The following is a 23,704-nucleotide window of genomic DNA, read 5'->3' as shown; positions in this document are numbered from 1 at the left end:
GGATTCCTACAAGTTCTATTTGTTTTTGGGGTTAAATGTGGATTTGAAATAAAGTTACGATTTTTTGAGGAGGAAAAGTAAATGTTTGTAAAGACAGAACGATTATTGATACGAAAATTTGAGTTCAAAGATTGGCAAGCTGTCCATGAGTATACATCAGATATCAATGTGATGAAATACATACCCGAAGGGGTTTTTACTGAAGAAGATACAAGAAACTTTGTTAATGAAAACATTGGTGAAAATGCTAAGAACTTTCCTGTGGTATTAATAGATGACAATATCCTAATTGGTCATATTGTTTTTCATAAATATTTTGGTGAACATACTTATGAGATTGGTTGGGTGTTCAATCCTAAATATTTCAATAAAGGATATGCTTCTGAAGCAGCACAAGCTACATTGAAATATGGGTTTAAGGAAATGAAATTACATAGAATTATAGCTACATGTCAGCCACAGAATACCCCATCATATCGAGTGATGGAGAAGATTGGAATGAGAAGAGAAGGCTATTTCAGGAAGTGTATACCACATGGTAATGAATGGTGGGATGAGTATTATTACTCTATTTTAGAAGAAGAATAGTGTCTCAGAACGCATCATTTAAATCAGAATCTCTTGGCTTATAAAATCGTTAAAATGTGGGCGGTACGCCATGCCCATCAAGCTAAGCTTATATAATTTTAATTTCATGTGAGATTTTTTCTTTATTGATAAAAGAAAAATTACAGTCTTCAAATCAATTTCAATAATTAATTCCATATTTTAAACAAGTTGAAAAATACTTTTTAAGAAAGTAAGCTGTTTCATAAAAGCATTACAAAACAAAAAGGAATCCACAACGGGTTCCTTTTTCTACGCGCTTCAAAAGGCACACCTTTAGATACACTTTTTACTTTCATGTATTTGGTGTTAAGTTAGTCCCTTGAGTTATCTGTAAAAGTATACCTTTACAGATAAATAGAAAACTATAAAAAACCACGTCTATAAATGTCTGTTTCGAACTTTACAGACATCTATTTATTTTATACACTTTTACAGACATAATTGGTAAAATTACCAGTGAGGTGTAGTATATGAAACATAAAAAATTTGGTTATGTACGAGTTTCAAGTAAAGATCAAAACGAAGAACGACAAATTCAGAATATGAAGGATTTAGGGATAGAAGATCGGGATATTTTCATTGATAAAGAATCTGGAAAAAATATGGAGCGAGAGAACTATCAAATGCTAAAACGTCTTGTTCGTGCGGAAGATACCATTGTATTTGATTCCTTAACAAGACTTGGGAGAAATATGAATGATGCATTAGAAGAATTTAGGTACTATGAAAAGCATAGAGTAAATTTACAATTTATAAAGGAACCCTATATTAACGTCAATTACACTGGAGAAAGTACAAATGGTGTTATTCAGAGCGCAATTCAAAAAAAGCAACACTTACAATATTATCTGCCTTTGCAGAAAAAGAGCGCATTGATATTAAACCACGTCAAGCTGAAGGAATTGCTCTTGCCAGAAAACAAGGTAAACGTTTAGGGCGTCCGCCTATCGAAATAACAGAAGAATTTACGGATGCTTATAAGGAATGGAAATCCGGTTCAATTACAGCCGTAGGAGCTATGGAAAAATATAGAATCAAACGTTCTTCATTTTATAAACTTGCCAAACAGTATGAGGAAAATTAAAATGTATATGTTTTGACATATTCATTTTAAAATGTAGATGGGACCCCTTTTAACAAAACCGGAGTGGAAATGATGAGTATAAATAGTTTTGTGAGATTGATAAAGGACGAATTATTAAAAGAGGTAGGCATAAGAAGTGAGGATGAATTCGAGCCTGTAGTAGTTAAAGATATTCCTAGACTTTGGAAGTGTTTAGGGACAGGTAATTATGCCGCAGTATTTATGCACAAAGAATACAAAGATTGGGTAGTGAAAGTTTACGCGCGAGAAGGAGAAGGAATTGAAAAAGAGTCAGAAGTATACCGAAGAATCGGAAATCATCCTTCTTATTCGAAGCTTATATATAAAGGAGAAAATTTCATAGTATTGAAACGTTTAAAAGAAATTACCTTATACGATGCTATTCATAAGGGGATTAAAATTCCTAAGCAGGTAATCCTTGATATCAATGAAGCTTTAGAGTATGCAAGGAAACAAGGATTAACTCCTTGTGATGTTCACGGGAAAAATGTGATGATGGAAAACGGAAGGGGATATGTAGTCGATGTATCTGATTTCTTAAAAACAAAAGAAGATAGTAAGTGGAGAGACCTAGAAAAGGCATATTTTACATTTTACTTGCCTTTCATTTATAAATTGCCTTTCCCTGTTAAAATACCGTATTTCATGTTAAACATTGTTAGACGTTCATATAGAAAATATAAGAAGCTTAAAAAGAAATTCAAATTGTAAAAGGACCACATACTTATCTTTAGGTTAGATAAGTGAACCACTAGTAAACAAAAGGACCGTACATTTTAGATATGTCTAATATGTACGGTCCTAATTTTATAACTTCATGAAGTAATCAGTAAGCTTTTCATTTTCTTTTTCACGCAATTGCTTATTTTCTTCTTCAAGCTCTTTATTCTTTTTCTCTAACGTTTCAATTCTTCTTTTAAGAGAAGCGATGACGGCATTTTGATTGTTCTCGTCCCATTTAATCCTAGAGTCCACAAATGCTTTTTCTTGTTGATTTCGCAAGAAATTGATGCGTTCTTTGAGCTCTGTATGGTTATACAGTGTGGCTTTACTCACTCCGGCTTCTTCTGCCACACTATTGAAGTTAATTGCTTTAGAGCTCTTGGTTAGACGTTTTATAGCTTCCTCAACCTTAGCTATAGTTGTCTGTTTCCTTTTTTCGTGTAGCTGCCTTAGTTGCTCTTCACGGTCGAAATTTGCTTAGCGTATGTTTTCGTTAAAATGTGGGTGGGACCCCATGCCCATCAAGTTAAGCCTGTTTTAATTTAATTTCACGTGAGACTTTTTCTTTTTTCTAAAGATCCAGTGTAAGTTTTTTAAAGATTTGCATACCAAATAAACCCTATCGGGTTTCAAATTTTTTAATTACGCTACATGATTGTGAGACATAGAAAAGTTGTATACGACACTTAAGATATCAAAGACAGTTTTCTTCTCATACCTATGAGATTTTCGTCCATTTTTCTGTAAAAGATTGAACAGACGAAACAATATCTTTGTTAATTCTTGGGTGTCTTTTTGTAAGGATTGATAAATAAGTGAAAAATAATCTTTTATGATATAAATCGATTTATATTCGCTTAATTCCCGTTTCTTCTTGATGAGGAGTAATTGGCGCATTTGAAACATGGTGGAGGAACAAAGAAGGATGCTTATTAATTGTCCATATAAGTGACATTCTAGTCGTTCTAATTTTACAGAATTACAGTGATGAATACGAAAGACCGATTTCCATGTTTTAAAGATAAGTTCAATTTGCCATCGTAAGGAATAAAAATCGTATACTTGTTCTTTCGGGAGATATTCTGAAGGAATATTTGTAATGTAAAAGTTAATAGCACTAAGTCGCTTACTACGTTCTTTATAGGTAATTTGTTTCTTATATTCTTTAGATGCTAAATCCTTTTGTCTCCGTTTCATTTGCGTTTCAGTTAATTTATACATAATTAGTCTTGCAGGGAGCTTTTGATACATTCCAATATAAATCTCAGGAATTTCATATGTTTCACCTGACTGTAATTGGTCAATGAATTGCTCCATATCTAATTGGACGTACTCAGAGTGCTTTTTTATTGTTCCATTTTGAAAGTATTCAGGCTCTTTATTTTTCTGATATATACGAGTGTTAAGCTTTAATCGTGAAATGAAATACGCACCACACTTGTCTATCGTATGTAGATCCTTTAAATCGAAGTATCCTAAATCTCGTATACATACATCATGTGATTGAAGAGATGTTAAGCAAGTAGAACCATACGTTTTATCATTATGTTTTCCCGAACCTACATGAACATATAAAAACTGACCACTTAGTAAATCGTATTCTAATTGTATTTTTACACCAGCACTATGCCCACTACCTCCTGAACCTTGATATGTAGAAGCGAATTTATCTGGAACCTGAAAATGTGTAGAATCTAATACACGAATACGACGAAAAAAGTTTATATATAGAGTTGGAATTTTGCTAGAAGAACAAAATTGTTGGTGAAGTAAACGTGCTAGGAGTTGTTGTAAAAACTGGACAGCTTGAGAATTAAAACGTTGATTGAGTCCTTCTGGACTCATAGAAATGCCTGTGTTTACTTCTAATCGACTACATAATTGTGTTAATGATGTATGAGCTACATTTTGGCTTAACCAAACACATAAGGATACTAAATCTTGTGCGCGGTATTTACTTTTTCGTTGAACAAATCCTACTTTTCTAGCTAACTCATTCAAAGCATGTGGTGACATATATCTCTGTAATTCTTTAGAAAATAATTGTAGTTCATCAGAAGTTGATAGATTCATATGAAAACGCCATCCTTTCTATATATTTCTAAATAAATAATAGCGTTTTTCATAATATTTAGATACAAATTTATCTCAATTTGATAGCGATGGGATGATATCCCTATTAGTATTTAATGCATCTAGAAACCCTTCAGATTTTCTGAAGGGTTTCTTCGTTCACATAGTCTTTACTAACAGATATAAATATAATTCACTTAAGAAAATATAATGTTCATAAATAATAAAGTCCCTTAAAAAACAATAAAATTATTTAGTTAGAGCCACACGCCACAAAATAAAGTGCCGTTTTTTTATTCATGTATAATAGAAATATAAAAAAGTTCATTTTATTAATAGGGTAAAGCTTTTCATAAAGATATAGTTTTTTGAATATTATAAAGCCTTTCATACAGGCTATTTACCTATATGGAAAAATTTTCAAAAACGATTTTTATTAAGAAATACATATATTGGATTAGTACACAGAGTGCCTGTCTTCGTGCACTTTTTTATTGTAAATAAGGAGAATGTGTTCCTGAAGCATCTAAAAAGAATTGCTATATTCGTATTTTGACCAGTTATCGTGTGAAAACGACCGATTATCGAAAATCCATTTACAGTAACTTAAATAGCTTTTATATTTAGAGCGAGCGAAAGGGAAGTGGTGAAGTGAAGTTTGAAGTTTCGATAGACCCATCTTATAAAGAACCGAAAATTATCATTCTTACAGATAAAATGACAGATGAGATATCTGATATTATGAAACGGCTCTCAGAGGCTCGTATGGATTCATTGGCTGTATTTTCAGAAAGAGGTGTTGAAATAGTCGAATGTAAAGATATCGTCAGAATCTATGCGGAGAAACAGAAGGTATTTCTCCAAACTGTTGCTGGTATCTATACGGTTCGTTCAAGGTTATATGAACTAGAAGCGAAACTAAATAGTCAATTTTTCGTTCGTATTTCAAACTCAGAGATTGTTAACATTAAAATGATTACGAATATGGATATTAGTATAACAGGAACAATTGGCGTTTTATTAGCAGGTAATATCAAAACGTATGCTTCTCGACGCTATGTTTCAAAAATTAAGAAATTGTTCGGAATATGAGGTGAAAACATCGTGAAAAATTTAATAAATCGAGTTTTTGGTGGTTTTGTCATCGGCGTGATTATAGGACAAGTCGTACAAATCCTTATTTCACTCAAATTAGGACATGGAGAATATATATCAGTTGTGGATCACTTTCGCTCTTTCTTTGTTAGTGAGATGACCGCTGTCATTGTACAAATAATGTTAACAGGGATCATTGGAGTCACGTTCGCTACAAGTTCTCTTGTTTTTGAAATAGCGAAGTGGAGTCTATTGAAACAGTACATCGTTCACTTTTGCATAACAGCATTGGTATGGGTACCAATAGTGACACTGCTTTGGATGCCAAAAACATTCACAAGCACAATGATTTTTTTTATTAGTTTTTTAGGTACGTATGTTGTCACGTGGGTTATTCAATACATGATTTCAAAGAATGATATCAAACGAATTAATGCTGCGATTCAATCGAAACAATTAGAAGGGAGAGGTGATGAATAAATGGCCATTGCTATAAAGAATTTAACAAAAAATTATAAAGAGCATACAGCTGTCGATAATCTTTCACTGACGATTGAGAAGGGAGAATTTTTTGCACTTCTAGGACAAAATGCTGCCGGGAAAACAACGACGATTAAAATGCTTAGCTGCTTGCTTACACCTACAAGTGGAGACGCTCTGATGTTAGGGGATAGTATTGTCGAGAACCCAACGGCAGTAAAACAAAAAATAAATATTTCGCCACAGGAAACTGCGGTAGCTCCGAATCTTTCTGTAAAAGAAAATTTAGAATTTATCGCAAGTATATATGGAAGCAAGAAGCAAGACGCTACGCAAAAAGCGGTGGAAATGATGAGGAAGTTTGGACTTTTGGAGCGAGCAGAAAATAAAGCTAAAACATTATCAGGTGGGTTGCAGCGCCGATTAAGCATATCGATGGCACTTATTTCGTCACCTGAAATTATTTTCCTAGATGAGCCAACACTAGGGCTGGATATTCGTGCGAGACATGATTTATGGAAAACACTTCTTGAGTTAAAGGGGAAAATCACAACTATTTTAACGACACATTATCTAGAAGAAGTAGAAGCACTTGCTGATCGTATTGGGATCATGCACGATGGTAAGTTGCGTGCACTTGGAACGATTGATGAGTTAAAAGAGAGTACGGGAGAATCTTACTTAGAGGATATATTCCTTAAGCTAACTGAAGAGGGGGCTTGACTATGAGAACTTTAGCATTTGCTACGCGTAATCGTAAAGAGATTTTACGAGACCCTTTGACACTTGTATTTGGGATTGTACTTCCGATTATTATCATGTGTCTTTTTTCAATCATGCAGAAAAATATGCCATTTGAACTTTATAGCATAGAAAACTTAACACCAGGAGTGATTGTTTTCAGTTTTTCGTTCGCTACGTTATTTTCAGGGATGCTGATTGGAAAGGATAAAAGTAGTTCGTTTTTAATGAGAATTTTCGCTTCCCCTATGACTGCGACAGATTATATTGCTGGGTATACTCTCCCTCTATTACCTGTTGTATTTCTTCAAATTGTTATTTGTTTTATTTCTGCATTTTTCTTAGGTTTATCTATTAGTACGAATGTAATATTTGCTAGTTTTCTGCTTGTTATCATTGCAACGCTTTACATTGGATTTGGTTTACTACTCGGAACGTTCTTCACTGACAAACAGGTCGGTGGGATTTTTGCGATATTCGTAAATCTTACAACGTGGTTAAGTGGAACTTGGTTTAAGTTAGATATAATTGGTGGTACTTTTAAAACAATCGGTTATGCATTACCATTTGCTCATGCAGTTGATGCTACACGATTTGCTTTATCTGGTGAGTACAGAGATATTGTTGTACCATTATTATGGGTAGTTGGCTATACGATAATTATCTTCTTAATTGCTGTTTGGGGCTTTAAGAGAAAAATGAAAAGCTAACTAAATTTCATTCATATTTAATACTATAAACAACTTAACGTTGTAAATCCGTATTATAGGGGCGCTACTCCAGTCAGGGGTTTTGTAGTTAACATCCCCCACTTATCAGTAGTCAAAAATGAATAGAATTCTCGTTTTGGGGGTGATCTAAAACATTAGGTTGATGGGCATGGGGTGGGACCCCATGCCCATCAACCTAAGATTAAGTAAAAGTCCGTTCAACTAGATTTTTTCTGTTTTCTAAAGAGGTGATGCTACCTGAATAATAAAGACAAACCATTATTAAATTCTTGTACATTTTTTATTTGGTTCCAAGATCCTCTGTGAATTAATCACAATAAAATTTTTACTTCACATAGTTCATATTAGATGGTGTAAGGAATTTTTTAACCTGCAGTTTTTGTAGTAATTTCCATCCCATAAATCCAACTAAGAGGCCAACCAAATGACAAATAATACTAGTAGTGTCAAAAGTACCTACTAACATGACAATATACAACAACTCAATGATTAAAGTTAATTTAACAAAGAGCATAAAAGCTGCTTTAGAAGAACGGAACCTATGAAATAGAATAGGAATTAAAAATCCCAATGGAATCAATAAGATAATTGGTTTAACTGCATGAACTATCCAATAACCAGGTATGTTGTTATGAAGAAAAAGCATATAGAAAGGTGTAATATCAATAAAAGTGCGAAGCAACCACATTACATCATGATTTCTTGAAAATTGTTCAATAATCCCAAAAAACCATTCACGCCCAAAGCCATTTCCTAAGTACTGATACCAAATAAAGAACAATATATAAGCAACAAATAAAGACCATACAGAACGCTTTATGAATTTTTCATATGGAAAAATAGATTTTTGAAGCTCCCCTCCAATAGAATTTGGTTCTCCAAAATGTTGTATCGCCATTTGTTTTGCTTGCTCAATAGACATCCCTTTTTTAATATATTCTTCTTTTAAACTAGTGAGATGATCAAGTAATTCTAAAGCCAGCTCGTCTCGGGATGACCTATCTAGATTAGTATTTTCCACAATACATTCTATGTAATTTTCAAAATCTTTCATGCGAAGTCCCCTTTCCTGCAAGCTTGAATAAGTGCAGTGATTTGTCCCCAATAATCCAATTTCTTCTCTAGTTCCTGCTTGCCAGCCACAGTAATCGAGTAAAATTTTCTCTTCATTCCTGTTTCTGATTCTCCCCAGTAAGATTCAATCAACTTCTTTTGTTCCATTCGTTTGAGTGCTGGATATAGTGTACCTTGACTCATATGGTAAACGTCATTGCTTTGTTCTTTAAGTTTTTGAATAATTTCATAACCATAAGTATCATGGTGAGAAATTATAGAGAGCACAAGTATATCAATACTTCCTTTCATCATCTCTTTATCCATTTTTTCACCCCCTGAACAATATCGTAACACGACATATGTCGTAAAACAACATAACAAAATAGAAAATAACATCTTTCAGTATGAAAGATGCTAATAAGCGCTTAATTGCATGAAATTTTCTTTTTACTTGTTTTGGGTATATACACTTATCTTAGCTTGATGGCGATGGGGTCACCATATCAAAAAAAGATAATTGTGCGTTTAGACATATTTTTAAACCACTTCCTGTTCGTTAAGGGACTCGTTATTTTTTTACAGTTTTTTATTATGAAATTCTAAATAACTAATTATAATAGGTGAAAAAAACGATCAATAGTTGGGGTACGGAAAGGATTCGAATTTATATTCTTTCTCAATACATATCATGGATAAATAAAGTAAAATATGGGTTGGGGCTATGTCTCATGTTGTGTTAATCCTAACAATAACTAAGGGTACATAATATGCTTTCATACCTTTGAATAATTTTGTTATAGAAGGGATGGAGATTTAACTGGCTCAAATTGTTGGTATTGATAGATACCTTTGTACTGGGGCTTTAATCTATATGCGTGAGGGCCTTTCCCTAAGTCTTGTCAGGAAGTAAGGAACAGTAAGCAAACACTTATACAATATGAATAGAGGAGAGGAATGCCATATGAAAATACGTAGTCAAATTACATGTGCAAGTCTGGCCCTTTTAATAGCTGGAAGTTCCCTGTTATATACAACACCAACCTCAATTGTAAAAGCAGAGCCCACTCAAAATGTATCTAGTTCGTTACAAACAAATACTCAACGAGATCATACTTCCGTCAAGCAAGCAATGCGGGATACATTGCAACTTGGATACCCGGGGATACTTGCTAAAACTTCTGAGGGTGGAAAAACGTGGGGGTATGCCGCTGGGATAGCGGATCTGAGAACCAAGAAACCAATGAAAACAGATTTTCGCTTTCGCATTGGGAGTGTGACGAAGACGTTCACCGCAACAGTTGTACTTCAATTAGCTGGAGAGAATCGCCTGAATCTAGACGACTACATCGAAAACTGGTTGCCTGGTGTCATTCAAGGAAATGGATATGATGGTAACAAGATTACTATCCGGCAGATATTGAACCATACAAGTGGTATCGCTGAATACTCAAGGTCAAAAGACGCTGATTTTACGGATACAAAAAAATCGTATACGGCTGAAGAGTTAGTGAAGATGGGGGTTTCTCTGCCTCCAGACTTTGCCCCAGGAGATGGCTGGTCTTATTCAAACACAGGATACGTATTACTGGGCATTCTTATTGAAAAAGTAACCAGAAACAGCTATGCGGAAGAGATTGAAAATCGGATTATTGAACCACTTGAATTGTCGAATACATTCCTACCAGGCAACTCAAGTGTTATTCCAGGCACTAACCATGCCCGTGGATATGTCCAACCAGACGGAGCAAGTGAGCTAAAAGACGTTACTTATTATAACCCAAGTGCAGGTAGCTCTGCTGGAGATATGATTTCTACTGCTGACGACTTAAACAAATTCTTCTCTTACTTGCTCGGTGGCAAATTACTGAAAGAACAGCAACTAAAACAAATGCTTACTACAGTTCCTACAGGAAAAGAAGGAATCGATGGATATGGTCTTGGAATCTATGAAACTAAGCTTCCAAGCGGTGTCTCGATATGGGGACACACAGGTGGCATTCTAGGGTTTACTACTCTTGTTGGAGGTAAACTTGGAGGCAAGCATACGTTGGTCGTCAATTGGAATAGTTTGGGTAGAACTGACAGTCCTAATCCTTTTAAAAATATTTTACTTGCTGAATTTAGCAAGTAGGAAAAAAGGAAAAATTCATCGTAGTTTTCATAGTTAAAAATATACTTTTCTGTTTCAAAAGCCCCAACTTATTTTCAAGAAAAATTTGGGGACACTTCAAAATATTAGCTTGATAGCTATGGGGTGGGACCCCATCGCCATCAAGCTAAGCTTATATAAGTTTAATTTCACATGTGATTTTTCTTTTTTCTAAAGATCCAGTGTAAGTTCTTTAAAGATTTGCATACCAAATAAACCCTATCGGGTTTCAATTTTTTGGATTATGCTACATGATTGTGAGACATAGAAAAGTTGTATACGACACCCAAGATATCAAAGACTGTTTTCTTCTCATACCTATGGGATTTTCGTCCGTTTTTCTGTAAGAGATTGAACAGACGAAAGAGGATCTTTGTTAATTCTTGGGTGCCTTTTTGTAAGGATTGATAAATAGGTTGAAAATAATCTTTTATGATATAAATTGCTTTATACTCACTTAATTCTCGCTTCTTCTTGATGAGGAGTAATTGGCGCATTTGAAACATGGTGGAGGAACAAAGAAGGATACTTATTAACTGTCCGTATAGGTGACATTCTAGTCGTTCTAATTTTACAGAATTACAGTGATGAATACGAAAAAATGATTTCCATGTTTTAAAGATAAGTTCAATTTGCCAGCGTAAGGAGTAAAAATCGTATACTTGTTCCTTTGGGAGATATTCCAAAGGAATATTTGTAATGTAAAAGTTAATTGCACTAAGCCTCTTACTGCGTTCTTTATAGGTAATTTGCTTCTTATGCTCTTTAGAGGCTAAATCCTTTTGTCTACGTTTCATTTGCGTTTCAGTTAATTTATACAGAATTAGTCTTGCAGGAAGCTTTTGATACATTCCAATGTAAATTTCAGGAATTTCATATGTTTCACCTGACTGTAATTGGTCAATGAATTGCTCCATATCTAATTGGGTGTACTCAGAGTGTTTTTTTATTGTTCCATTTTGAAAGTATTCAGGCTCTTTATTCTTCTGATATATACGTGTATTGAGCTTTAATCTCGAAATAAAATAAGCATTACACTTTTCTATAGTATATAGGTCTTTTAAGTCGAAGTATCCTAAATCCCGTATACATACATCGTTCGATTGAAGAGATGTTAAACAAGTAGATCCATACGTTTTATCATTGTGTTTTCCTGAGCCTACATGAACATGTAGAAACTGACCACTTAGTAAATCATACTCTAATTGAATTTTTACACCAGCATTTTGACCACTTCCTCCTGCACCTTGGTATGTAGAAGAGAATTTATCTGGAACTTGAAAGTGGGTAGAATCCAATATACGAATACGCCGAAAATAATTTGTATACAAAATTGGAATCTTGCTAGAAGAACAAAATTGTTGATGAAGTAAATGTGCTAAGAGCTGTTGTAAAAACTGAACAGCTTGAGAATTAAAACGTTGATTGAGTCCTTCTGGACTCATAGAAATACCGGTGTTAGCTTCTAATCGAACTACATAATTGCGTAAGTGAAGTATACGCTACGTTCTGACTTAGCCAAACACAAAGAGCCACTAAATCTTGTGCTCGATATTTACTTTTTCGTTGAACAAATCCTATTTCTCTAGCTAATTTCTCTAAAGCATCAGGTGACATATGTCGTTGTAATTCTTTAGAAAATAATTGTAGTTCATCAGAAATCGATAAATTCATATTAAAAACGCCATCCTTTCGGTATATTTCTACAAAAAGAATAGCGTATTTTTTTGCTTTAAGGAGTTATCTCATTCCTTAATTTAATAAATAGTACCTACCTGACAATAGATGCAACATCCTCAATCGCTTTCTTACCAGCTGGACTGATACCAGCCAATTGAAAGAATCCGTGGTTTACTCCGAGGTACCGACGGCATTGTACTTTTACGCCTGCTTCTAGTAAACGGCGATACAACATCTCACCTTCATCGACAAGAGGATCAAATTCTGCTGTTAAAATGTGAGTTTCTGGAAGACCGGTAAAATCTTCTCGATATAATGGACTAGCTTCTGGATGATTGGAAGGCAGATTAGATAAATAGGCTTCAAAACCACTAAGCAACATATCTCGAGTAATCAAATAATCGTCTCCAAATTCCTTATAACTATTGCTTAAACCGTTCGCGTCCAGCATCGGATAAATAAGAATTTGTCGCTGGGGAAGCCACTTGCCTTCCGTTTTAAGGCGAAGGCAAGTAACTAGAGTAAGATGTCCGCCTGCGCTGTCACCTGCGAGAGTAATATTGTCTGGATTTCCCCCCCAAGCCGAAGCATACTGACGGACAATATATGTAGCTTTAACCGCATCGTCGTGTGCGGCTGGATAAACGTGCTCCGGTGCCAATCGGTAACCGACGGCAATAACGAGGGATTTACTCAAGTTAGCTAACCGACGCATTTGACGATCATGAGTTTCGAAATCGCCGCTGACAAAACAGCCACCGTGATAATAAATCAGAATAGGAAGATTGAGTTGATCCGACGATTTATAAATACGAAGCGGTAAGCCGTCAATTGTTTGATCAATAATATTCCATACAGGCATGGCTTCTCCGGCAAGATCAATTGTATTCAAATATCCTTGTCGGCGTTCATGAAAGCTCTGCTGTCTTGCCGAAGGTCGATCAGCCTCTATGAATTGAGCGACCAAGGTCCGAATGCCAGGTTCCAAATCATTTAAATTTATCATATATGATGCCTCCCACTTTTTAGGTACATCTTCATTATTCTTGAGAGTTTAAAGTATGTCTAGAGAGTAGCCTCTGATCTCTTACATATCTAGAATTTTTCCATACTTTTAGAGAATTCAGTAGATTCCTTATTTAAAAGCGAAAAATCTATGTTGCTACTGTTGTCTATGACAGTTCATTTTTTCGTTTTGGGGATACTTCAAAATATTAGCTTGATGGGTATGGGGTCCTACCCACACTAAATACATAAAGGATAAAAAAATCCCTTGGGTGGTTCTCAAAGGATTTAGATCACAATATTATACTTTTCGTCTTCTGAAACTTGCAAGCTTGCGGAATGAATCATAATTTCACAATTATCTATTCTTCGTTTAATTTCTGTTTTTAATTTTTCTTTTGCAAATTCTAATGAATGTGCTGGAACTGTTGTGAATTGTACAGTTGTTACTCTGTCGCTATACATCACAGAAAAATCAAATTCATATTGATATATCGCTGTGCCATCACTCCTCTTTCCATGGCTTACAATTAAAATATATGCATGTACTCAGTAAAAATCCTCCAATTATTAATTGAGCTAAATCAAAAGATCTTGCTCTTTTTTTATGAAAAAAAACCTTTATAAAAGAACATAGGTTCGTGTACAATAAGCACAAACGTTCTTGTTATTTGGAGAAATTACCTTGTATGATTATTCGCTATTACCTAATCGAATTATTTTTTGTGTAGATCTTCGTAGTTTTTATGCAAGTGTATCATGCATCAAAATGGGATTAGATCCTTTGTATACTAAACTTGCTGTAGTTGGTGATGTAAATAGACAAGGTTCAATTGTCCTTGCTGCGACTCCACCATTAAAGGCATTAGGAATCAAGAAGATGGCTCGACTATATGAACTACCACGTCAAAAAGACATCCTCGTAGTCAATCCGATGATGGGAACTTATATCAAATGTTCAAATTACATAACTGAATTAGCTTTACAATATGTTCCTATTGAGGATTTTCATCAGTATTCAATTGACGAATTTTTTATGGATATTACAGACAGTATTCATTTGTTTGCTAATGATCCGTATGAATTTGCACTAAAATTCAAAAGTGAAATTTATGAACGGACTAGGATTGAATGCACAATAGGAATTGGACCTAACCCTTTAATGAGCAAGGTCGCTCTCGATATAGAAGCAAAGAAGAACAAAGACTGTATTGCATACTGGAAGTACGAAGATGTGCCTATAAAATTGTGGCCAATACGTCCCCTTCATAAGTTTTGGGGAATTTCGCATAAGACAGAATTAAAATTAAACCGAAAAGGAATACATACGATTGGAGATTTAGCTAACTATCCTCTTAAATACTTAAAACAAAGTTTTGGTGTCATTGGTGAAGAGATGCATCTTCATAGCAATGGGATTGATTTTAGTCGTATTTCTGAAAAATATGTACCAACGAAAACTTCTGTTGGTAAGAGTCAAATTTTAATGAGGGATTACTCAATAGAAGAATTTCCAATTGTTCTTTTAGAACATATTGAAGAATTCTGTTATCGATTAAGAAAATTGAACAAACTCGCTCAAACACTTCATTTTTCAGTTGGTTACAGCAAAATTTATGGTAGTGGTATCAAAAAAACTCACACTTTAAGCCGACCAACCAATCTAACAATGGATATTTACCGTATTTGTACATATTTTTCACATGACCTATACACTGGTGAACCAATTAGATCAATAAGTCTTTCTTTAACAAATTTAGTGAATGAGGGAGAAGAACAACTCTCGCTTTTTGATAATGTAATACAACGTGAAAAAGAAATGAAATTAACGAAAGTAATGGATGAAATACGTACAAAGTTTGGGAAAAACAGTATTTTAAGAGGAATTTCTTATACAAACAGCGCTACTACAAGATACAAAAACACATTATTAGGAGGACATAAAGCATGAATAACGCAAATATGCCAAAGGGTAGGAGAATGGTGAAATGGAGTCCGTTTTCTGCATTACCAGAACAGTTTGTTGGTATTAGTAAAATCATTGAGGAAAAAATGAAAGTATCACGGCCAGTATTAACCAAAGATGCTAAAGAGATAATTGAAAATAGGCTATTATGCTCATTACTTTCAGAAGAAGAAATAATAATTACTTATTACGAGGATGGGCATCTACTTACAAGCTATATTACTGTAATTGACATAGATCCTTTGAACAAATCTGTAGTATGTACAGACGCATTTTATAATAAATTTACTTTTAAGTTTATTGACATTGTTGATGTGCAAGGAGTGAAAAATAGTGATTAGAAACCCAATAATGGAACTTTTTTATGGTATAAGCATTAGTGGTTATTCTATGGCCAAGTGATATTTATATAAAAAACAACTTCACTTTAACTGAGTGAAGTTATTCATTTTGTCTTAAATTATAAAATCCGGGAACTGATGGCAGCGTATCCGTTATTAAAAAGAAGCCCCGCAAATGCGGAGCTAAAATAAGGAAAGGCCAAAATGAGTAGTAGTCGAGTACATCTTACTACTGATTCACCAGTTTCGCAAAATGAGGAAATTTGATTTTGTGGTTAACAAAACGACATTTTAACCTCGGCTCATATTAACTTATTTAATTATCCTTACGCTTAACGTACAATTTTCTTTTTTTGATAAGGTGACCCCTTGTAGACAAAGAAACTTTCTAAAATGTAACTAGGTGAATTTAATATCACTACTTCTAAAAATTATGATGTTACGTATAGAATATGTATTATAAACCTTAAAGGAGTGTTGATATTGAAACGTATAGTTGGCGTACTTTCTACAGCATTATTAGCTGGAACTCTAGTGCTAGGTGTATCTAATTCAGAGGCCTCTGCAGCTTCTCTACCAAAATCTGTTGCACCTTATCAAGTAATGATTAAAGGAATGATTGGACCACAAATGTCAATTGATTTTAAAAACAAAGCCGATTTTGAAGACTACTTAAAAGAACATCCTGTTAATCGAAATAACCCGAATAATAGTAGCTTAGTGATAAATAGAACGGCCATACATTCGACTTTTTATAAAGATGCTGATGGTAACGGGGCTACTATAAATATACCTGCAAGTAAAAATCCTGTGAAAATTTTTAATTTCACTGGGGATTCTAATGATTCTATTTCTTCTGTTCGTACACATGCCCATGGAGATTATACAATTATATATGAAGATTTTGATGGGAATGGTCGAGCGATTGGACTAGCGAATACAGGAGCTCTTTATAATTTAAGTAGCTCTATGGGTGATGGGGAAAGAATATGGAATGACGAAGCCTCATCGGCTACCGTAAAATCAAATTAGAAATAAAAAGAGCACAATTATATATTTAGTAAATGGGGTCACCATACATGCCAATCAACTTAAGAGACTAATTGTTCCACAAAATGAAAAAAATGAACTGGATTTTCATGAACAACTATGAAGAGATACAATTTTCGTTTTGGGGATACTCTAAAATATTAGCTTGATGGACATGGGGTACCGCCCACATTTTAACGAAAATATACGCTAAGCAAATTTCGACATAAAATGAGCCGAATTTCCTACTCTAAGGAATATTCGGCTCATTTTCTTTATTTAGTTTGTAATTTGTTTTCTTCATACTCTTTCAGTATCTTATAAAAAGTGTTTTTCTTCAGTTCTAACAGTTTCATAAATTGAATTCCAGTTATTTCTTTGTTTTTCCATTTTGGATATGTTTCTTCTATTATAAGTAATTGCTTTTGGTTTAGTGTTGAAAGGTTAAACTGAGGACGACCTAAATGTTTACCTTGTGATTTAGCTACCGCAATCCCCTCAGCCTGTCTCTGATGAATTTTCTTACGTTCTTGATCTGCAACATATGAAAGCAAAGATAAAAATTGGTCTTCCATTAATCTTCCCATATCACCCATATCACGAAATTTACGACTATCAAACAAAGTTTCGTTTTCTAAAACAACAATATCAGCTTGTAATTCCCTTGTTATGTATTTCCACTCCGAAATTACTTCATCATAGTTACGTCCCATACGATCTAAAGCATCTATGTAAACAATATCACCTGTACTTAATACTTTTCGTAGTAGTTGATACTGAGGACGATCAAAATGTCTGCCACTTGCTTTATCGACAAAAATACGTCGAGCTTCCACCCCCCGTTCCATCATCTTATGTAATTGGCGTTGTTCATTTTGATCTTTTGTACTTACACGTATATATCCATAAATATTCGCCATGTTTGATATTCTCCTTACATTTGTTATCACAATTATACCACTTTTGTCTATAAAGGTGTTAACCGAAAATAAACGTTTATAAAATGATTTTTTCACCTTTACAAACTTGATATTTCAATGTTTCATAGATGCTCTTTAATCGTTTATAAAGGTATACCTTTACAAACAGGTAAGTCTCAAGAAATATTTGTACATAAAAAAGCATAACAGAACACTATTTGTTATAATCAGAATAATTGGAAAGGAATGGTTGTGAGGTAAATATACGACAATTAAATAAGAGTTTAGAAATGAAAATAAAAAAATGTATTGCGCTATTAGGTGAAGAATATATGTCTTTTAATTTCACTATATACTTTTATGAGACCCGAGAAAAACTTCAAAGAGAGCGTGATAATAAGCCTAATTTAAAGAGAGAGCATTATGAACAAATATTAAATGGTGAAATAGAAACGGCGGGCTTAACTATTTGTGAAGAGGGCAAAATTAAAATTTTTTTATTCCTTTTTCAAGACTTAAAAAGGAATCCTACAGAAGTCATTAATTTAATTGGTAATCTGTATCATGAGATTCGTCATGCATGGCAATTTGAAAATAATTTATTCCAAGATGAAAAAATGAAAAAACACAGTGAAGAAATTTTAAGGATTTTTGGCTTTCAGTTGAAAATTGATTATCGTTTAGCAGATGAAATAAGTAATATTATATATTCATAATAAGGGAATATTAGAGAAGTGTCTCTCACGAATTAATACGGACTAAATACCCGCCTAAAAATTACTAAAGTTTAATAAATTATCCTAAATCTTTAGTGAAAGAATTCGAAGAAGATTTAGTTAATCTGATTAGGATTAGCGGCCCTTCATCACATTAGAGTAAGAAATCAGTTTTTAAAGATATTCGCAGGAGGATTTATTATGAAAAAGAAAATTACTTATAGTGTAATTGTTTTAGTAACTTTATCAGTAGGAACGTACATCACTCTAACATATAATAATAAAAAAGTAGAAGAAAAAGTTCAGGAAAAACCTAAAGTTCAAACCATTCAAAAGCAACAAAAAGATAGTTATGTAGTTAGCAATGATGATTTATCTAAAGCAGCTCAGTCTATTGGAGAAATCCAAAACGAGCAAACTATAAATGACATGATGATACATATGTCTTTCCAAAAACTCACATTCAATGGGAATAATCTTCATATTCCTGGTACCCGTAATGTAGGTCGATTTCAAATGACCAAAGAAAACATTCAATACTTAAAAAACAACTTAAATGTTATCAATAATGATGAAAGACCAAAATATGAATCTATTCTGAACAAATGGTACGATGGAAATTTCGAATCTGCAGTTGAAGACTATAGAGAAATTCTTTATTTACGTTTTGGAAAAAAGCAAAGTGCGGAGGGATCTAACCTAGCCCAAAAAACTGATAGCGATGAAAAAGAGTTTATTCTCCATTTCTTTGGTCAAGAAGGATTAGATATTCATAATAAAGAGTGGAAACAGGGAAAGTTGTAGAAATGAAACCAAATTTCACTCCACTAGGAAGTAAAATGTTTTAACTCCGTATTACGGTATTTCCTTTTGGGGTAGCACCACATGCCCATCAAGCTAAGATTTTAAGACACCCCCATAACGAGAATTTTACCTTTTTACAGCTATTTATAAGAATTTGGCTCATTTTTTTCGTTTTGGGGAACAATCAATTTCTTAAGTTGATGGCGATGGGGTCCCACCCCATGCCCATCAACTTAAACTCTCATACCACCCCCAGAACGAAAATTTTTTGCATTTTGCTCGTATTTATTGTTTGGGGATAACTCGTTCCTTTAGCTTGATGGTGATGTGGCAGGATCCCGAGAAGCAAACAAAAGATGTAGCCATGTTATAAGAAATACTGAATCGTAGTACACTCAAAATGACACTTAAATATACTAGAATGAACAAAGAAGAAAAGATAATATCTTGGCTACATTTTTAATCTAACGTTAAATCTTTTAAAAATACGTTATAGGATAGTCACGTTTGTTTTTTGATTTTCAAAAAAAACAGACCAAGATAACATAGAAGAATAAGACTAAAAGTGTACAATGCATTTGTTAATCCGAATAAATCTGATAGGCTGCCGCTTAAGGTTGGACCGCAGAACATGCCAATAGAGTATGCTGTGTTATAGATAGCAAAGAGTGTACCGTATGCACGAATTCCATTTTTGTCTGCGAGGTATGTCAGTTCTGGCAGGGCGGGTGCTAGTAAGAAACTGAAGCTAATTCCTAGCACAGCAAGAACAAATATTTCAGTGATCATATTAGGAACGAGTGTTACGAATGGAAAACATAGAGCAGCAATAATAAGTCCAATAATCATTGTTTGATTTCTGCCAAGCTTATTTGACAGTGTCCCAATTACTGGAGCAGTAAACCCATAGGCGAGAGTAGGAACAGCAAATAAAAGTCCAATTGTTCCTGAACTTACGTGTAAAACATTATGTAAATATAAAGGAAGAGTCGGTTCTAAAGCGCTAGGCAAGGCAGCTCCAATTATAATAATTCCGATAATCATAAATAAAGAGTGCATCTTTAAGATGGAACGATAAGAAACGCGTTGCTCTGTATCTTGTTTCGGTTCATCATGAAGCAATGTGATTCGTAATATCCCATCAATAAGTGCGATTGCTGCTGCGAATATAAATGGTAAGTGATAGCCGCCCCATTGGTAAAGAAAGCCGCCGATAGTTGGTCCTAAAAGCATCCCAATTGCTTGGCCGGATAGAGCGATCCCCATTGCTTTCCCGCGTTCTTGCAGAGGGAATACATCTGCAAGAAGGGCTAACCCAGCTGTCCATGTTGCAGCTGCAGATATACCTTGTAGCATTCGTGCTACAATCAATAACCAAAAACTGTTCGCAAATCCAAATAATATAGTTGCAGCTGCTAATCCAAATAAACCTAGAATCATAGGGAGTCTTCTTCCTACTTTATCAGAGAGCACTCCTAAAATTGGGGTTGCGAGAAGTAACGTAATGGCATAGCTGCCGAATAAAAAGCCAATCTCAGCTTGCGTGGCCCCAAGTGTTTTTGCGTAGCTTGGAATGATCGGCACGATCATTCCATAAATAAGCATGTCAGTAAAGACAGCTACTGCTACAACCCATAAAGCAGCTTTTTGCAGTCGAGACATTTTTACTTGAGATTCCATCATTTTTCCTCCTTTCTGGTCTTTTCTTCTAATATAGATAACTTCTTTTCTAGCTTTTCGATAAAACGAAGCTGCATCTCACATTGTTCATAAATATTTTCAAAGATAAGAGTTACATGCTCAGGAACGTCAATCATTTTCTCTTTAATCGATTGTCCTGCTTTCATATTTTCGAACATGTTTATAATTTCTTTTTTTTGTTCTCGCAAAGCAACTGTAATTTTCTCGATAGAAACTGCATCAGCTGTGAAAAAAGTTAGTGCTGTATATAGATGAGTTGGAAAAATTACCGAAGATTGCTGAAAAGATTCAATCATTAACCTGTGAAATTCTTCTTTTCCAGCTGGTGTGATACTATATATTGCTTTGGAACGATTTCCTGTTTTTTCAACAGTATCTAGTTCTACTAACCCTTCTTTGTCCATTTTTTTTAAAGCGTGGTAAATAGAAGCAGGGAAAACACCTGCCCATGTATCAGTTTGCGCAGATTGCATGGCTTGCTGTAATTCGTAGCCAGACATAGGGCCATACTGCATTAATAAACCAAGTACCATTAATCTTGTCATCATTATCCCTCCGTTAAGATAGAAAACATTTAATACTAAACGTTTAGTATTAATGTAAGCTTATTGAATAATTTCTGTTTTGTCAAGATTTGGTACGTAATTTATCATATCTGGCGAGAAGACCGCCACCTCAAGCACGAAACGGTAGGTGGGGGTAGTTCAATGTTTAACTTAAGTGCACTACTAGTGAAGCGGTGCAACCTGATACAAATAATAATCAGAAGAAATGATTGACAATAATTATTTTTCTGATTATTATTAATGCAATTAAAAAATTGAAAATATTAGCAGCGATGAAGAGAAGAGTAATTAAGAAATGTTATGTGACAGAGAACTCCGGTAGCTGAGAAGGGGGGATAGCGTTCTTAATGAAAAAAGACTTGGAGCTTCGTATGGAACTAAGATGATTAGGGGTAATGCGACGGGTTCTCCCGTTATAGAGATAGGGTATACGCAATTTGCCGTACCCGAAGAGGTTGATATGGTGACATATCAATAAACTGAGGTGGTACCACGATGAGCATAACTCTCGTCCTCAAGATTTATAATCTTGGGGGTGGGAGTTTTTTTATTTGGGAAAAAGGCAAAAAAGAATTGAAATGATTTTATGAAGAGGTGATGGTATGCACTGGGCATATAAAATAGCAAATGAATTAATTAATACGTATCCAAATAAAGATACTTTTGTGTGCGCGTCAGGAATTAGTCCTTCGGGATCAGTTCATATAGGGAACTTTCGAGAGATTGTAACAACACATTTTGTAATAAAAGCGCTACAAGACTTAGGGAAGAAAACACGTTTTATTTTCTCTTGGGACGATTATGATCGTTTTAGAAAAGTTCCTAAAAATGTTGATCCATCTTTTGAAAAATATATTGGTTTGCCGTATTCAGATATTCCGGATCCTTTTGGGTGTCATACGTCGTATGCAGAACACTTTGAAAAAGAATTTGAAAAGTCTCTAGCAGCCTTTGGGATTGAAGTGGAGTTTCTATATCAGAGTAAGGAATATAGAACTGGTAGATATAACAAGCACATTCTTCATGCATTACAACAAAGAAAAGAAATATATGATATAGTCATGAAATTTAAGACGAGTGATATTTCAGAAGAAGAGAAAAATGCTTTCTACCCAATTGCACTATATTGTGAGAATTGTGGAAAAGATCATACAGAAATAAAAAAGTTTGATGAAGAAAATAAAACGATTGAATATGTTTGTAGTTGTGGAAACCATTCAATATTATCAGTGATGAGTGCAAATAATATGAAACTGAATTGGAAAATAGATTGGCCAATGAGATGGATGGTTGAAGATGTCATTTTCGAACCTGGAGGAAGAGATCACTCATCAGAAACAGGGAGTTATAACGTATCAAAAGAAATCGCCAGGAGGATTTTTAACTATGAAGCTCCTAGTTATGTAGCTTATGAATTTATAGGAATAAAAGGCGATCATAAAAAAATGTCTAGCTCAGCTGGAAATATTATAACGCCAAACGAACTACTAAATATATATTTGCCTGAAATTATCCTCTTTATGTTTTCGAAGTATAAACCAAATGCATCTTTTAACATTGGTCTAGATGAAGATGTGATTAGAAATTATTCTGAATATGAAAGGTTTCAAGAGAATTACCGAAATGGAACGTTACAAGATAAAGATATATGTTCTTCACTTGAATTATCAAAAGTTAATGGTGAAAATGAAGTGTTTCCGAAATTTAACCAAGTAGCAGGTGTCTTACCATTAGTAAACTTTCATGTGCAGGCATTACAAAGTGTGCTTAGTAAAACAGATGAGGAATATACCGTAACAGATATTAAGAAAATAAGCGATCGGGTAGAATATTGGATTAAAAATTGGAATCCACAAAAAATGATTCGTATAAATGATAAGAAAGATATCGAATACTATGAAACATTAGATGAGATTCAGAAAAAGTGGTTAAAAGAATTTTGTGACATACTTCGTAATAGTCAGCAGATAGATCAATTAATGGAGAAAATATATGCAATTTGTCATGATGAGGATAAGAAAATCATGAGAGCCAATCAAAAATTATTATTTCATATGGTATATATGCTTGTTTTGAATAGTTCAGTTGGTCCGCGATTGCCGCTATTCATTCAGGCAGTAGGGATTGAGCGAATGGTTTCTTTGTTAGATTTTTAATAAAAATAGCATGTGAATAGATAAGGTTGTATCCATAAACAATATTTTTTATTTTATA

21 protein-coding genes, 3 pseudogenes and 1 other annotated feature are annotated in these 23,704 nt (G+C 34.1%); of the genes and pseudogenes, 14 read left to right on the top strand and 10 right to left on the bottom strand.

Annotated elements, in window-relative coordinates; translation table 11 throughout:
- Nucleotides 1-81 precede the first annotated feature (81 nt).
- From BM350_RS19520 to BM350_RS19510, 3 genes and pseudogenes are all read left to right on the top strand, one after another.
- Nucleotides 82-588: a GNAT family N-acetyltransferase gene (locus BM350_RS19520; protein ID WP_006097033.1), complete on the top strand. Its 507-nt coding sequence runs from the start codon at nucleotides 82-84 to the stop codon at nucleotides 586-588.
- Between the two features lie 491 nt (nucleotides 589-1,079).
- Nucleotides 1,080-1,693 (top strand): annotated as a pseudogene (locus BM350_RS19515) (recombinase family protein).
- A gap of 63 nt (nucleotides 1,694-1,756) precedes the next feature.
- Nucleotides 1,757-2,425 (top strand): protein kinase family protein, encoded by a 669-nt coding sequence (locus BM350_RS19510; protein ID WP_139207604.1) that lies wholly within the window; start codon nucleotides 1,757-1,759, stop codon nucleotides 2,423-2,425.
- 96 nt (nucleotides 2,426-2,521) lie between these two features.
- On the opposite strand, the pseudogene BM350_RS19505 reads toward BM350_RS19510, so the two are convergent.
- Together BM350_RS19505 and BM350_RS19500 are read right to left on the bottom strand one after the other, a co-directional pair.
- Nucleotides 2,522-2,911: pseudogene (locus BM350_RS19505) on the bottom strand (DUF6262 family protein); the annotation flags it as partial.
- A 168-nt stretch (nucleotides 2,912-3,079) separates the two neighbouring features.
- Complete coding sequence (locus tag BM350_RS19500) at nucleotides 3,080-4,510, bottom strand: IS4 family transposase (RefSeq protein WP_090913616.1); 1,431 nt, start codon at nucleotides 4,508-4,510, stop codon at nucleotides 3,080-3,082.
- Between the two features lie 651 nt (nucleotides 4,511-5,161).
- On the opposite strand from BM350_RS19500, the gene BM350_RS19495 reads away from it, so the two are divergent.
- The 4 genes from BM350_RS19495 to BM350_RS19480 are packed head-to-tail and all read left to right on the top strand — an operon-like array spanning nucleotide 5,162 to nucleotide 7,536.
- Complete coding sequence (locus tag BM350_RS19495) at nucleotides 5,162-5,602, top strand: LytTR family DNA-binding domain-containing protein (RefSeq protein ID WP_090913619.1); 441 nt, start codon at nucleotides 5,162-5,164, stop codon at nucleotides 5,600-5,602.
- Nucleotides 5,603-5,614: 12 nt separating this feature from the next.
- A complete protein-coding gene (locus BM350_RS19490) occupies nucleotides 5,615-6,085 on the top strand; it encodes a DUF3021 domain-containing protein (RefSeq protein ID WP_090913621.1) in 471 nt (156 codons plus the stop codon).
- Complete coding sequence (locus tag BM350_RS19485) at nucleotides 6,086-6,808, top strand: ABC transporter ATP-binding protein (protein WP_090913623.1); 723 nt, start codon at nucleotides 6,086-6,088, stop codon at nucleotides 6,806-6,808. It abuts the gene before it with no gap.
- A gap of 2 nt (nucleotides 6,809-6,810) precedes the next feature.
- Nucleotides 6,811-7,536 carry an ABC transporter permease gene (locus BM350_RS19480; protein WP_090913624.1) on the top strand — a complete coding sequence of 242 codons (726 nt, stop codon included), beginning with the start codon at nucleotides 6,811-6,813 and terminating at the stop codon, nucleotides 7,534-7,536.
- A 346-nt stretch (nucleotides 7,537-7,882) separates the two neighbouring features.
- Here BM350_RS19480 and BM350_RS19475 read toward each other — a convergent pair whose 3' ends face one another.
- Together BM350_RS19475 and BM350_RS19470 are read right to left on the bottom strand one after the other, a co-directional pair.
- Complete coding sequence (locus BM350_RS19475; RefSeq protein WP_090913626.1) at nucleotides 7,883-8,611, bottom strand: VanZ family protein; 729 nt, start codon at nucleotides 8,609-8,611, stop codon at nucleotides 7,883-7,885.
- Nucleotides 8,608-8,937, bottom strand: coding sequence for a PadR family transcriptional regulator (locus BM350_RS19470; RefSeq protein WP_002161817.1), 330 nt, complete (start codon nucleotides 8,935-8,937; stop codon nucleotides 8,608-8,610). The genes BM350_RS19475 and BM350_RS19470 overlap by 4 nt, the downstream gene beginning before the upstream one ends.
- 637 nt (nucleotides 8,938-9,574) lie before the next feature.
- Between BM350_RS19470 and BM350_RS19465 the strand changes: the two genes are divergently transcribed.
- Nucleotides 9,575-10,744 (top strand): serine hydrolase domain-containing protein, encoded by a 1,170-nt coding sequence (locus tag BM350_RS19465; RefSeq protein WP_090913628.1) that lies wholly within the window; start codon nucleotides 9,575-9,577, stop codon nucleotides 10,742-10,744.
- Nucleotides 10,745-11,004: 260 nt separating this feature from the next.
- On the opposite strand, the pseudogene BM350_RS19460 reads toward BM350_RS19465, so the two are convergent.
- The 3 genes and pseudogenes from BM350_RS19460 to BM350_RS19450 all read right to left on the bottom strand — a co-directional run bounded on the left by BM350_RS19460 (nucleotide 11,005) and on the right by BM350_RS19450 (nucleotide 13,912).
- Nucleotides 11,005-12,436, bottom strand: a pseudogene (locus tag BM350_RS19460) (IS4 family transposase).
- Between the two features lie 97 nt (nucleotides 12,437-12,533).
- Nucleotides 12,534-13,448 carry an alpha/beta hydrolase gene (locus BM350_RS19455; protein ID WP_090913630.1) on the bottom strand — a complete coding sequence of 305 codons (915 nt, stop codon included), beginning with the start codon at nucleotides 13,446-13,448 and terminating at the stop codon, nucleotides 12,534-12,536.
- A gap of 287 nt (nucleotides 13,449-13,735) precedes the next feature.
- A complete protein-coding gene (locus tag BM350_RS19450) occupies nucleotides 13,736-13,912 on the bottom strand; it encodes a hypothetical protein (RefSeq protein ID WP_170857740.1) in 177 nt (58 codons plus the stop codon).
- A 220-nt stretch (nucleotides 13,913-14,132) separates the two neighbouring features.
- Between BM350_RS19450 and BM350_RS19445 the strand changes: the two genes are divergently transcribed.
- The 3 genes from BM350_RS19445 to BM350_RS19435 all read left to right on the top strand — a co-directional run bounded on the left by BM350_RS19445 (nucleotide 14,133) and on the right by BM350_RS19435 (nucleotide 16,786).
- Entirely contained in the window at nucleotides 14,133-15,398 is a 1,266-nt protein-coding gene (locus BM350_RS19445; RefSeq protein WP_090913633.1) for a Y-family DNA polymerase, read from the top strand.
- Entirely contained in the window at nucleotides 15,395-15,754 is a 360-nt protein-coding gene (locus tag BM350_RS19440) for a YolD-like family protein (protein WP_090913634.1), read from the top strand. The genes BM350_RS19445 and BM350_RS19440 overlap by 4 nt, the downstream gene beginning before the upstream one ends.
- Before the next feature lie 474 nt (nucleotides 15,755-16,228).
- Entirely contained in the window at nucleotides 16,229-16,786 is a 558-nt protein-coding gene (locus BM350_RS19435; RefSeq protein ID WP_348272210.1) for a hypothetical protein, read from the top strand.
- Nucleotides 16,787-17,058: 272 nt separating this feature from the next.
- Here BM350_RS19435 and BM350_RS19430 read toward each other — a convergent pair whose 3' ends face one another.
- Nucleotides 17,059-17,733, bottom strand: a complete 675-nt coding sequence (locus tag BM350_RS19430) for a recombinase family protein (RefSeq protein WP_090913638.1) — start codon at nucleotides 17,731-17,733, stop codon at nucleotides 17,059-17,061.
- Between the two features lie 260 nt (nucleotides 17,734-17,993).
- On the opposite strand from BM350_RS19430, the gene BM350_RS19425 reads away from it, so the two are divergent.
- Together BM350_RS19425 and BM350_RS19420 are read left to right on the top strand one after the other, a co-directional pair.
- A complete protein-coding gene (locus BM350_RS19425) occupies nucleotides 17,994-18,419 on the top strand; it encodes a hypothetical protein (protein WP_090913640.1) in 426 nt (141 codons plus the stop codon).
- 201 nt (nucleotides 18,420-18,620) lie between these two features.
- Nucleotides 18,621-19,223 (top strand): DUF6241 domain-containing protein, encoded by a 603-nt coding sequence (locus BM350_RS19420; protein ID WP_090913642.1) that lies wholly within the window; start codon nucleotides 18,621-18,623, stop codon nucleotides 19,221-19,223.
- Between the two features lie 501 nt (nucleotides 19,224-19,724).
- On the opposite strand, the gene BM350_RS19415 is transcribed toward BM350_RS19420, so the two are convergent.
- Together BM350_RS19415 and BM350_RS19410 are read right to left on the bottom strand one after the other, a co-directional pair.
- Complete coding sequence (locus tag BM350_RS19415) at nucleotides 19,725-20,906, bottom strand: MFS transporter (protein WP_244548047.1); 1,182 nt, start codon at nucleotides 20,904-20,906, stop codon at nucleotides 19,725-19,727.
- Nucleotides 20,903-21,469: a PadR family transcriptional regulator gene (locus tag BM350_RS19410; protein WP_090913645.1), complete on the bottom strand. Its 567-nt coding sequence runs from the start codon at nucleotides 21,467-21,469 to the stop codon at nucleotides 20,903-20,905. The genes BM350_RS19415 and BM350_RS19410 overlap by 4 nt, the downstream gene beginning before the upstream one ends.
- Before the next feature lie 284 nt (nucleotides 21,470-21,753).
- Nucleotides 21,754-22,009 (top strand) — a binding site (T-box leader).
- 83 nt (nucleotides 22,010-22,092) lie between these two features.
- On the opposite strand from BM350_RS19410, the gene lysS reads away from it, so the two are divergent.
- Nucleotides 22,093-23,646, top strand: a complete 1,554-nt coding sequence (gene lysS / locus BM350_RS19405) for a lysine--tRNA ligase (protein ID WP_090913647.1) — start codon at nucleotides 22,093-22,095, stop codon at nucleotides 23,644-23,646.
- The last annotated feature ends 58 nt before the right edge of the window (nucleotides 23,647-23,704 follow it).

It is taken from the genome of Bacillus sp. 103mf, from assembly GCF_900116295.1.
In the GTDB taxonomy this organism is placed as follows: Bacteria; Bacillota; Bacilli; order Bacillales; family Bacillaceae_G; genus Bacillus_A; species Bacillus_A bruguierae.
Note: the sequence above shows the minus strand (reverse complement) of the source record. Positions and strands in the feature narration are given on the sequence as shown.

What these genes read in the sequence shown, in the direction of transcription:
- BM350_RS19520 (WP_006097033.1), top strand. Translation starts at nt 82, where the DNA reads ATGTTTGTAAAGACAGAACGATTATTGATACGAAAATTTGAGTTCAAA.
- BM350_RS19500 (WP_090913616.1), bottom strand. Translation starts at nt 4,510, where the DNA reads ATGAATCTATCAACTTCTGATGAACTACAATTATTTTCTAAAGAATTA.
- BM350_RS19485 (WP_090913623.1), top strand. Translation starts at nt 6,086, where the DNA reads ATGGCCATTGCTATAAAGAATTTAACAAAAAATTATAAAGAGCATACA.
- BM350_RS19480 (WP_090913624.1), top strand. Translation starts at nt 6,811, where the DNA reads ATGAGAACTTTAGCATTTGCTACGCGTAATCGTAAAGAGATTTTACGA.
- BM350_RS19475 (WP_090913626.1), bottom strand. Translation starts at nt 8,611, where the DNA reads ATGAAAGATTTTGAAAATTACATAGAATGTATTGTGGAAAATACTAAT.
- BM350_RS19470 (WP_002161817.1), bottom strand. Translation starts at nt 8,937, where the DNA reads ATGGATAAAGAGATGATGAAAGGAAGTATTGATATACTTGTGCTCTCT.
- BM350_RS19465 (WP_090913628.1), top strand. Translation starts at nt 9,575, where the DNA reads ATGAAAATACGTAGTCAAATTACATGTGCAAGTCTGGCCCTTTTAATA.
- BM350_RS19455 (WP_090913630.1), bottom strand. Translation starts at nt 13,448, where the DNA reads ATGATAAATTTAAATGATTTGGAACCTGGCATTCGGACCTTGGTCGCT.
- BM350_RS19450 (WP_170857740.1), bottom strand. Translation starts at nt 13,912, where the DNA reads ATGTATAGCGACAGAGTAACAACTGTACAATTCACAACAGTTCCAGCA.
- BM350_RS19440 (WP_090913634.1), top strand. Translation starts at nt 15,395, where the DNA reads ATGAATAACGCAAATATGCCAAAGGGTAGGAGAATGGTGAAATGGAGT.
- BM350_RS19425 (WP_090913640.1), top strand. Translation starts at nt 17,994, where the DNA reads ATGAAAATAAAAAAATGTATTGCGCTATTAGGTGAAGAATATATGTCT.
- BM350_RS19420 (WP_090913642.1), top strand. Translation starts at nt 18,621, where the DNA reads ATGAAAAAGAAAATTACTTATAGTGTAATTGTTTTAGTAACTTTATCA.
- BM350_RS19415 (WP_244548047.1), bottom strand. Translation starts at nt 20,906, where the DNA reads ATGATGGAATCTCAAGTAAAAATGTCTCGACTGCAAAAAGCTGCTTTA.
- BM350_RS19410 (WP_090913645.1), bottom strand. Translation starts at nt 21,469, where the DNA reads ATGACAAGATTAATGGTACTTGGTTTATTAATGCAGTATGGCCCTATG.
- lysS (WP_090913647.1), top strand. Translation starts at nt 22,093, where the DNA reads ATGCACTGGGCATATAAAATAGCAAATGAATTAATTAATACGTATCCA.